A 9,395-nucleotide genomic window follows, 5' to 3' on the forward strand; every position below is an offset into this window, starting at 1 on the left:
GTGCTGGATCAGGTATCACCTCGACAGGCAGCATAGTCGGTAATGATGAAGATTCGACTGTGGCCGGAAGACGGCGTGATATACGACCTTCATCCTGCCAGAGCCGTAGCCATTTGAAGATGACGTTATCATTGACGCCGTTTTCGCGGGCAATCTGAGCGACACAGGCCCCGGGACGGGAGGCCAGTTCAACCATGCGAAGCTTGAAGTCATTCGAATAATTTTTACGGGGTTCTTTTCGCCAGGACTGGGATTTCATACTTAGATGTCCGTCTGTAACAGGTGGGCGTCTAAGTTACCAGCACTGGCTTAATGGCTACATACGGCACTGGGTTTACGCCTACCCTGATCCACTATTTCTCTGATGAAATCACTGCTCCACGCTGGTTACGTACCGCCGACGGCGTGAAGTTTATTGACGGGGTGGAGGCCAAAGCATGATGCAGTCTGACTGGCATCCTGCCGACATTATCGCGGCCGTAAGAAAAAAGGGAACCTCACTGGCGGCACTTTCTCGTCAGGCGGGTCTGGCCTCTTCCACGCTGGAAAATGCACTCTACCGCCACTGGCCCAAAGGTGAAAAACTGATTGCCGACGCGCTGGGTGTCACGCCGGAACAAAACTGGCTTTCGCGCTACCGCTGATATCCCCCCGGCGCAGCCCGGATACGGAAGCTGCGCCGCATTTTGTTTATCCGATCCGTCATAATCCTTTGAATCGCAAAAACAGTTTCCTATTATCAGCCTTCTTTGTTACCCACTAAGCTCCCGCCTGCACGAAATGCTTCATGACCTGAAAGAAGCGCCTGAGGTATCAGGATGGTTGCCCTTTTACCGGCAATGTCGCCTTTGAAAACTGCCGGATCTGTCCTCTGATGGATTAAGGCTTTCTTCACGCTTTATTACGCTAAGGAAATCACAATGAATCTGATGAATAATTGTGCATCGCCTGCCGTAGATGTTATATTAAAATATAATATCCGGAGGTGCGCTATGTATACCACTCGTCTGAAAAAGGTTGGCGGATCCGTCATGCTGGCGGTTCCTCCCGCCGTGCTAAAAACGCTGGGGCTGTCGACGGACAGCGAAGTGGGCATGATCATTGATAATGGCTGCTTGATTATTGAACCTCAAAAACGTCCCCGCTATTCGCTCGAAGAACTGCTGGCGCAGTGCGATCCGCACGCCGAAATGAGTGAAGAGGATCGGGAATGGATTGATGCGCCTGCGGTGGGCAAGGAGATCCTGTAAATGGACAGAGGGGAAATCTGGCTCGTTTCACTGGATCCGATTGCTGGTCACGAGCAAAGCGGAAAACGTCCGGTGCTTATCGTATCGAAGGCATCGTTTAACAAGCTGACCCGGCTGCCCGTTGTTGTTCCCGTCACCAGCGGTGGAAACTTCGCCCGCGCAGCCGGTTTTACCGTCTCACTGGACGGCGCGGGAACAAAAACAACGGGCGTTATTCGCTGCGACCAGCCCAGAACCATTGATATGGGAGCCCGTAACGGTAAGCGGCTGGAACGTATACCCGATGCTGTCGTGAATGAAGTACTGGCCCGACTGGAAGCCATTCTGAGCTGATGCTTTTTATGTAACCTGAACGAGGGCGCTGTCACATACCGCGCCCTCATTTTTTATAACGACAAGTGATTAAAAAATTTTTTGCAGGTAAAAACAGTTTCTCCTTTCCGCGCCAGCGGTACTGGCGTAGCCTCCCCCTTGCTCTATGCTGTCGTTGACAGCGCCACGCTTCACAACCTGAAAGAAGCGCCTGTTATCAGGAAGGTTGATCCGTTTACCGGTGCAGACCTCTGCAAACACCGGGTCGCAGAGCATCGCAACGGAGGCCCGAGTTTTAACACGATACGTCCTTTTACTGCGCCAGCCTGCTGGTCTGAATCTGCACCGCGCCGGAATTCTCCCGACTAACCTGTATCTGCTGACACCCTCAGCGCCTTTTACCTTACGGGCTGTGGCCTGCATTGCCGGAAGGCTTTGCTGCCGCGTGACCGTAAAACTGCACCAGTCTGTGATTTTAAAAACACTGCATCAGTCCAGTGCGTCACTTTAACCGCGCAAAGCGGGAAAGTGACGCACGCAGCCCTTTCGACCTGCACCAGACAACTCAACTGCGCCAGCTCATGGCTGGATTCTGACACTGCCTTTTCAGGCCATTTTACCCAATAAGGAGAACATGAACCGATACCGAGGCGGATCTGGACGATCCGGGGGATAACCCGTGCAAGCGGGCGGCTGCTCAGAGAGCACAACCGAAGCCCCACCACACCTCAACGGCTGCCGCCCCGGCGCTCAGGTATCGTTCGCAGCCCCGACAAAAAACAGGGGCTATCGGCCTGTGCGCCGGGGAAAGCTGTATCCGTGTTGGTTTTTTGGAGATGAGTTTGCGGCAATCATGAAAGGGGGAAAATATGGGGATTCTGGAGCAGGAAATGAAGCGGCTTGCGCAGCAGGCAGGCGGTAGCCATAAGACCGTTCACGACCGCGTTAAGCTGGCGCAGCGGTTTTGTGAACGTCTGGTACTGGCGCAGAATGTGCAAATTCGCCGGGTGGAGCAGCTTAAGGCGCGGCATATAGAGGGTTATATCCGTGAACGACTCGCGCAGGGCATTACAAAACGTTCCCTGCAAAACGAGATGGCGGCGGTGCGCTGCATTCTGGAACAGGCCGGACGTGACAGGCTGGCGCAGAGTGAGCGGCTGAACAACCGTTCTCTTGGTCTGTCTGGCGCATCCCGTAACGGTACAAAGCTGGCTATCACGCCGGAGCACTATCGCGACGTGCTGGAGACGGCCCATGCAAAAGATCCGGGGATAGCGGCAGCGCTGGAACTCTCAAGGCTGATGGGGCTGCGTTCGCAGGAGGCGGTGCAGAGCGTACAGTCGCTGAAAACGTGGCGGCAGGCGCTGGAGCGCTGTGATACCCGGTTAACCGTGGTGTTCGGCACCAAAGGCGGACGACCCCGCGAGACGATTATTCTTGATGCTGATGCTGTCAGAAAAGCGCTGGATAATGCGCTGACCGTGGCAGAAGATCGTCACGGCAGGCTGATCGATAAGCCGGACCTGAAAAGCGCTATGAAATACTGGCACAGTCAGGCGTCACGTCTCGGGTTAACGGGCGCATATTCCCCACATTCACTGCGCTATGCGTGGGCGCAGGATGCCATTCGTCATTATCTGGCGCAGGGATTTTGTGAGAAGGAAGCGCTGGCAATGACGGCGATGGATTTGGGTCACGGCGACGGACGTGGGCGGTATGTGGCGCAGGTTTACGGGCGGGAAGTTGACTGACAAACAATAATAGTTTTTAACTTGTAAAATATGCAGACAAGAGCGATTGATAGTCGTTGTCTTAAAAAATTGGGTGATTAATCGGTTTTCGTACAAAAAATTTCCACCCAGAAATTTTTTGTACGTTTTCCTCTCAATAACGATGATTCTGAACGGTATAGCCTATTATTCGTCTCTGGTGCAGCATCACAGTACTCTTGCTGATGATTGCGCCAGCAAAAGGAAAAGGCCCGGTAAAGGGTGACGAAGGGTAACAGCGCCAGACCGGAAAGGGCCAGGGACTGAAAGGGCTTTAACTGGTGCAGTCCTGATATTAACAGGCTACGGTAGACTGGTGCAGGTAAACGGTGACATTGAACTGGTGCAGTTATGGCGTATCGGTAAATCGGTTTCTGGTACAGATTATCTGGCAGTTATCGCCTGAAATTATTCGACGTGGAATAATTTTGTACGCTTTCTGATTAGTAACTATAAAATTGAAGTCAAATCCTCTCGATGCAAAAAGCAGATCCGGATTCAATCAGGATCTGCTTTTTCATTTTTAACAAATCATACTGCTACTGGCTCAGGCTGCCTCATGCCGCCGGGCATAAATATAGGGCGCAACGTATCCCTCGCGGCTGACATCCAGATAATCCGACCACCATTGCATCATAGCCTTGCGGGCGTCGAGGTGTTCGGCGCGGTGAATATATGCCGCCCGCACGCTGTTACGCTCCTGATGGCTCATCTGACGCTCCACCGCATCCCGCGACCAGAGTTCAGATTCCACCAGTGCGCTACAGGCCATTGCCCGGACGCCATGCCCGCAGATGTCGGTTTTGGTATCGTAGCCCATCAGACGTAACGCCCGGTTGATGGTGTTTTCACTCATCGGTTTGTAAGGATTGTGATCACCGGGGAACACCAGTTCCAGATGACCGGAGATTTCATTTATCTTCTTCAGAATGGCGATAGCTTGATGAGAAAGCGGCACAATATGCGGGGTACGCATTTTTGCGCCACGACCAGAGAAACGGACTTTCTCTATGGTCTCGCGAGTGGCGGGAATGGTCCAGATTTTGTTTCTGAAATCAATCTCGCTCCAGCGGGCAAAGCGCAGTTCGCTGGAACGGATAAACAGATGCAGGGTCAGCGCTACCGCCAGCCTTGTTAACTGCCGTCCCTGCTGATAGTCACCGATACGTTCCAGCAGCTCGGGCAACCGCTCCAGCGGCAGGGCGGGATAGTGATTTTTAACCGGCGGCGCGGTGACGCCTTCCAGATGCATCGCCGGATTGTTTTCAGTCAGTCCCTGCTGTACGGCGTAACGCATGATGTTGCAAAGCTGTTGCCGGGTTCGGGACGCGACTTCCAGAAAGCCTTTATCCTCGATAACTTTCAGTAACGCCGTGAAATGCTGCGTTTTCAGCATTGTGGCAGGCACATGACCAATTGCCGGGAAGATATGATTTTTCATACTGGCGAGGATGCGCTCTGCATAGTCAGCCGACCATTTCTTGTTGGTTTTGTGCCATGCCACCGCAACGGCCTCAAAGCATTTTTCCGGTGACGCGGCGGCTTTTTCAGTTATGCGTTGTTGTGCAGGATTGATATTCTGCGCCAGCAGTTTACGGATACCGTCGCGCTGCCGGCGGGCGTCGGAAAGTGAAACCTGCGGATAGGCACCTAAGGCAATGCGGGATTCTTTTCGGTTGAAGCGATATTTGAGATACCAGAGGCGTGAACCGCCCGGATTGACAAGCAGATACAGACCATGAGAATCGGTCAGTTTAAAGGGTTTATCAGAAGGCTTGATACTACGGATTTTCGCGTCGGACAGGGACATATGGTGGTCACTCCATTATCGAACTGAAATGACCCCAAATCAGACCACCAATTTCGCCGGATGCGCAGGGAGAACCAGATACGCATCGGGAAAAATTTTCACGCTAACTTATTGAAACCTAATCGAATAGGGACTTATAAGCACGCATGAAAACAGGAATATGGCTCCTCTGACTGGACTCGAACCAGTGACATACGGATTAACAGTCCGCCGTTCTACCGACTGAACTACAGAGGAATCGTTGTGGAGTCGTATCTTAGCGGCGAAAAAACTTTTGTCAAACATCAATTCACCGTCCGGTGTTTGACTGGCGTATCCATCAACAATTTGTCGTTATTACCAACAATTTATCGGGAAAAACGCTTTGCAGGATTACCTTTTCTCTATCATCATTTGAAATGTAGTTTCAACTTTTCTCACTAAGGTCTCCCTTGAACGTCACTTCCACATTACGCCAGTCCGTCGAACGTACGTCCTGGTTCAAAAAACGTAAGAGCTACAGCGTCCTCTACTGGCGTGAAATCAGCCCTCTTGCGGTCCCTATTTTGCTGGAAAACGCCTGTGTGTTGCTGATGGGCGTATTGAGTACATTTTTGGTCAGTTGGTTGGGGAAGGAGGCAATGGCGGGAGCAGGTCTGGCCGATAGCTTCAACATGGTGATCATGTCCTTTTTTGCTGCCATCGATCTTGGAACCACGGTGGTGGTGGCCTTTAGCCTCGGTAAACGAGACCGCCGTCGGGCAAGGGCGGCAGCCCGACAGTCGCTGGCAATAATGACGCTGTTTTCTGTTGTTCTGACGGCAATAATTCACGCTTTTGGTGAAGAGATCATTGATTTTGTTGCCGGAGATGCCACCACACAAGTAAAAGATCTGGCATTAACCTATCTGGAACTGACGGCTCTAAGTTACCCGGCTGCGGCAATCGCCCTTATTGGTAGCGGTGCGTTGCGTGGGGCAGGAACCACTAAAATTCCGTTGTTGATTAATGGTGGAATGAACATTCTGAATATCATTATCAGCAGTATTCTTATTTATGGCATTTTTTCCTGGCCTGGATTGGGATTTGTCGGGGCAGGACTTGGCTTAACGATTGCCCGCTATATTGGCGCACTGGCAACCATCTGGGTGTTAATGATCGGTTTTAACCCGGCGTTGCGGATTTCGCTAAAGAGCTATTTCAGGCCGTTTAATTTCGCCATTATCTGGGAAGTCATGGGGATTGGTATTCCCGCCAGTATTGAATCTGTCTTGTTCAATGGCGGTAAATTGTTGACGCAGATGTTTGTTGCCGGAATGGGGACGAACGTGATTGCGGGTAACTTTATTGCCTTCTCAGTGGCGGCGCTGATCAACCTGCCGGGGAACGCGCTCGGATCGGCGTCGACAATTATTACCGGCAAACGACTGGGTAAAGGGCAAATTGGTCAGGCGGAACGTCAGGCATGGCACGTTTTCTGGCTATCAACAATCGTTTTGACGATCATTGCCTGGGGAACCGCACCATTTGCCGGCCTGATAGCCTCGTTCTATACCAGCGAAAATGATGTCAAAGTCGTGGTGAAGGAACTGTTATGGCTAAATGCCTTTTTTATGCCAATTTGGGCGATGGCCTGGACACTGCCTTGCGCTTTTAAAGGCGCGCGTGATGTGCGTTATACCATGTGGGTGTCGATGCTGGGCATGTGGGGCTGTCGCGTGGTCGCGGGCTACACTCTGGGGATTGTGCTCGGTATGGGGGTAATTGGCGTCTGGCTGGGGATGGTACTCGACTGGGCTGTGCGTGGTGTACTGTTTTATTGTCGGATGGTCAGCGGGCGCTGGTTGTGGAAGTATCCGCGAAACAAGATACGCACAGAGGATGCTGCGACCTAAAGCAGTAAAACCAGGTTCTGACGGGTGGCGAATGCGACTTTTTGTCCAATATGGAGAAAAAGTCGGCAAACGGTTTGAAATGTGAAATCAGCCTTTGACAAGGTGGGGCGTCATCGTTAATATGCGCCCCGTTCACACGATTCCTCTGTAGTTCAGTCGGTAGAACGGCGGACTGTTAATCCGTATGTCACTGGTTCGAGTCCAGTCAGAGGAGCCAAATTCTTGTTTTCATGCCGCTTTGCGAATCCCTATGTGATTCAGATTCAATAGGTTAGCGTGGAAAGTCTTTCCGATGCATTTTCAGTTTACCCTCCGCATCGGAAGAATTTGGTGGTCAGATTTGGGGTCTTTCCAGTTCGATAATGGAGTGACCACCATATGTCCCTGTCCGACGCGAGAATCCGCAACTTAAAACCATCCGCAAAACCTTTTAAAGTCTCCGATTCCCACGGTCTGTATCTGCTGGTCAAGCCTGGTGGTTCCCGTCTCTGGGATCTCAAGTACCGTATAAACGGCAAAAAGACCCGTATTGCGCTGGGTGCCTGGCCTGCCGTCTCCCTTTCTGACGCCCGCCAGCAGCGTGAAGGTATCTGTAAAATGCTGGCGCTGAATATTAATCCCCCCGCAACAGCGCTGCGGGATCCCCATAAATCAGCGCTAATAAACCTGCACCATATTTCGGTAGGTTCTGGTGAGGTGATTAAAAACGGTGCTCAACACCGTTCATTTTAAAAAGCGTCGAAGGACATTGTCGCTAATATCAGATATGAGCTAAAAAGCGGGGTCTTCGATTCATTCCTCGAACCAGGGTTCCATAGGGTCGGGATAATGCTGCCACTTTTGAGGCCCTTCCGCCATTTCAGCATCCGTTAACAGGGCGGAAGCCAGTTTGTTGCGCAGTTCTGATTCATTCATATCCATCCCAATAAAAACGAGTTCCTGACGGGCATCACCAATGCCATCTATCCAGTTAGACATGATAAACTTCAATGACTCAGCGTCCTCTGGCCAACGTTCTTTCGGCACACTTGCCCACCACATTCCCCCCAGTCCCTGCCGAGCGATGCCGCCAGCCTGCGACCATGAACCAGCGAATTCCGGACGACTGGCCAGCCAGAAGTAACCTTTTGACCTGATAACTCCATCCAGCTTATTTTCCATCACCTGGCAGAAACGGGCTGGATGAAAAGGTCGGCGGGCGCGAAAGACAAAGCTGGTAATCCCATATTCTTCTGTCTCCGGCGTATGTTCGCCCCGGAGTTCTTTAAGCCAGCCAGGCGCCTGAGCGGCTTGCTCGAAATCAAATAGCCCGGTATTAAGTATATTGCCCAGCGGAACCTGTCCAAACTGTGAAACAACGATTCTTGACCGTGGATTAAGCGAACGTAAAACCGCCATCAGTTTTTCTTTTTGCGCTTCACTGATAAGATCAACTTTATTAAGGACCAGCACATCACAGAATTCAATCTGATCGATCAGCAGGTCAACAACGCGCCTTCCATCACCTTCACCTAACGATTCCCCGCGTGACTGAATGCTGTCTTTCGAACCGTAGTCTTTCAGAAAATTGTACGCATCCACCACGGTAACCATGGTATCAAGGCGAGCCACCGTCGAAAGACTCTCACCGTCATCCCCCGCAAAGGTAAACGTTTCAGCAACAGGAAGGGGCTCAGAAATACCTGTAGACTCAATGACTAGCTGATCAAAACGCCCTTCTTTTGCCAGACGATTAACTTCGAGAAGAAGATCTTCACGCAATGTGCAACAAATGCAACCGTTGCTCATTTCCACTAATTTTTCATCCGTACGGGAGAGTTCCGCACCACCTTCCCTCACCAGGGCTGCATCAATATTTACCTCAGACATATCATTCACAATGACGGCAACGCGACGGCCCTCCCGGTTGTTCAGAATATGGTTAAGCAGGGTCGTTTTCCCTGCTCCCAAAAATCCCGAAAGTACAGTAACCGGCAGGCGTTTATCTCCATGAAAACTTGCACTGACTTCAGACATTACCTTACATCTCCTCAAATATTCGTTGTGTCCGGATTAACCTGAGTAGGCGTAAACCCAGTGCCGTATGTAGCCATTAAGCCAGTGCTGGTAACTTAGACGCCCACCTGTTACAGACGGACATCTAAGTATGAAATCCCAGTCCTGGCGAAAAGAACCCCGTAAAAATTATTCGAATGACTTCAAGCTTCGCATGGTTGAACTGGCCTCCCGTCCCGGGGCCTGTGTCGCTCAGATTGCCCGCGAAAACGGCGTCAATGATAACGTCATCTTCAAATGGCTACGGCTCTGGCAGGATGAAGGTCGTATATCACGCCGTCTTCCGGCCACAGTCGAATCTTCATCATTACCGACTATGCTGCCT

The 9,395-nt window shown here is 51.4% G+C and carries 11 protein-coding genes, 2 tRNA genes and 1 pseudogene; 10 read left to right on the forward strand and 4 right to left on the reverse strand.

Going from position 1 to position 9,395, the window contains the following annotated elements:
* A partial coding sequence (locus FE839_RS24030) for a transposase (RefSeq protein ID WP_138363235.1) occupies positions 1 to 259 on the reverse strand: 259 nt, incomplete at its 3' end.
* A 53-nt stretch (positions 260 to 312) separates the two neighbouring features.
* Here FE839_RS24030 and FE839_RS25030 point away from each other — a divergent pair.
* From FE839_RS25030 to FE839_RS24060, 5 genes are all read left to right on the forward strand, one after another.
* The gene (locus tag FE839_RS25030; RefSeq protein WP_277753130.1) at positions 313 to 441 is read left to right on the forward strand and encodes a hypothetical protein; all 129 of its coding nucleotides are present in this window, start codon (positions 313 to 315) and stop codon (positions 439 to 441) included.
* On the forward strand, positions 438 to 644 hold the full coding sequence (locus FE839_RS24035; RefSeq protein ID WP_138363236.1) for a helix-turn-helix domain-containing protein: 207 nt from the start codon (positions 438 to 440) through the stop codon (positions 642 to 644). The genes FE839_RS25030 and FE839_RS24035 overlap by 4 nt, the downstream gene beginning before the upstream one ends.
* 348 nt (positions 645 to 992) lie before the next feature.
* Positions 993 to 1,250 carry an AbrB/MazE/SpoVT family DNA-binding domain-containing protein gene (locus tag FE839_RS24045; protein WP_138363237.1) on the forward strand — a complete coding sequence of 86 codons (258 nt, stop codon included), beginning with the start codon at positions 993 to 995 and terminating at the stop codon, positions 1,248 to 1,250.
* A complete protein-coding gene (locus FE839_RS24050; protein WP_098142490.1) occupies positions 1,251 to 1,583 on the forward strand; it encodes a type II toxin-antitoxin system PemK/MazF family toxin in 333 nt (110 codons plus the stop codon).
* A gap of 848 nt (positions 1,584 to 2,431) precedes the next feature.
* On the forward strand, positions 2,432 to 3,313 hold the full coding sequence (locus tag FE839_RS24060; RefSeq protein ID WP_138363238.1) for an integrase domain-containing protein: 882 nt from the start codon (positions 2,432 to 2,434) through the stop codon (positions 3,311 to 3,313).
* Between the two features lie 565 nt (positions 3,314 to 3,878).
* On the opposite strand, the gene FE839_RS24065 is transcribed toward FE839_RS24060, so the two are convergent.
* Together FE839_RS24065 and FE839_RS24070 are read right to left on the reverse strand one after the other, a co-directional pair.
* Positions 3,879 to 5,141: a tyrosine-type recombinase/integrase gene (locus FE839_RS24065; protein WP_138363239.1), complete on the reverse strand. Its 1,263-nt coding sequence runs from the start codon at positions 5,139 to 5,141 to the stop codon at positions 3,879 to 3,881.
* 161 nt (positions 5,142 to 5,302) lie between these two features.
* Positions 5,303 to 5,378 (reverse strand) — tRNA-Asn (locus FE839_RS24070).
* 6 nt (positions 5,379 to 5,384) lie between these two features.
* On the opposite strand from FE839_RS24070, the gene FE839_RS25185 reads away from it, so the two are divergent.
* The 4 genes and pseudogenes from FE839_RS25185 to FE839_RS24085 all read left to right on the forward strand — a co-directional run.
* Positions 5,385 to 5,564, forward strand: a complete 180-nt coding sequence (locus FE839_RS25185; RefSeq protein WP_221887618.1) for a DUF5951 family protein — start codon at positions 5,385 to 5,387, stop codon at positions 5,562 to 5,564.
* A gap of 8 nt (positions 5,565 to 5,572) precedes the next feature.
* Positions 5,573 to 7,015, forward strand: coding sequence for an EmmdR/YeeO family multidrug/toxin efflux MATE transporter (locus FE839_RS24075; RefSeq protein WP_138363240.1), 1,443 nt, complete (start codon positions 5,573 to 5,575; stop codon positions 7,013 to 7,015).
* Positions 7,016 to 7,156: 141 nt separating this feature from the next.
* Positions 7,157 to 7,232, forward strand: a tRNA-Asn gene (locus FE839_RS24080).
* 161 nt (positions 7,233 to 7,393) lie between these two features.
* Positions 7,394 to 7,636, forward strand: a pseudogene (locus FE839_RS24085) (Arm DNA-binding domain-containing protein); the annotation flags it as partial.
* A gap of 171 nt (positions 7,637 to 7,807) precedes the next feature.
* Here the strand turns inward: FE839_RS24085 and zigA are convergent.
* Entirely contained in the window at positions 7,808 to 9,031 is a 1,224-nt protein-coding gene (zigA, locus tag FE839_RS24090) for a zinc metallochaperone GTPase ZigA (RefSeq protein WP_138363241.1), read from the reverse strand.
* Positions 9,032 to 9,161: 130 nt separating this feature from the next.
* Here zigA and FE839_RS24095 point away from each other — a divergent pair.
* On the forward strand, positions 9,162 to 9,395 hold a 234-nt coding region (locus tag FE839_RS24095; RefSeq protein ID WP_138363242.1), incomplete at its 3' end, for a transposase.

Source organism: Klebsiella indica, from assembly GCF_005860775.1.
Classification (GTDB): Bacteria; Pseudomonadota; Gammaproteobacteria; order Enterobacterales; family Enterobacteriaceae; genus Klebsiella; species Klebsiella indica.

Excerpts from the sequence above, each read along its gene's own strand:
- FE839_RS24035 (WP_138363236.1), top strand. The coding sequence starts at position 438 with ATGATGCAGTCTGACTGGCATCCTGCCGACATTATCGCGGCCGTAAGA.
- FE839_RS24050 (WP_098142490.1), top strand. The coding sequence starts at position 1,251 with ATGGACAGAGGGGAAATCTGGCTCGTTTCACTGGATCCGATTGCTGGT.
- FE839_RS24065 (WP_138363239.1), bottom strand. The coding sequence starts at position 5,141 with ATGTCCCTGTCCGACGCGAAAATCCGTAGTATCAAGCCTTCTGATAAA.
- zigA (WP_138363241.1), bottom strand. The coding sequence starts at position 9,031 with ATGTCTGAAGTCAGTGCAAGTTTTCATGGAGATAAACGCCTGCCGGTT.
- FE839_RS24060 (WP_138363238.1), top strand. The coding sequence starts at position 2,432 with ATGGGGATTCTGGAGCAGGAAATGAAGCGGCTTGCGCAGCAGGCAGGC.
- FE839_RS25030 (WP_277753130.1), top strand. The coding sequence starts at position 313 with ATGGCTACATACGGCACTGGGTTTACGCCTACCCTGATCCACTATTTC.
- FE839_RS24045 (WP_138363237.1), top strand. The coding sequence starts at position 993 with ATGTATACCACTCGTCTGAAAAAGGTTGGCGGATCCGTCATGCTGGCG.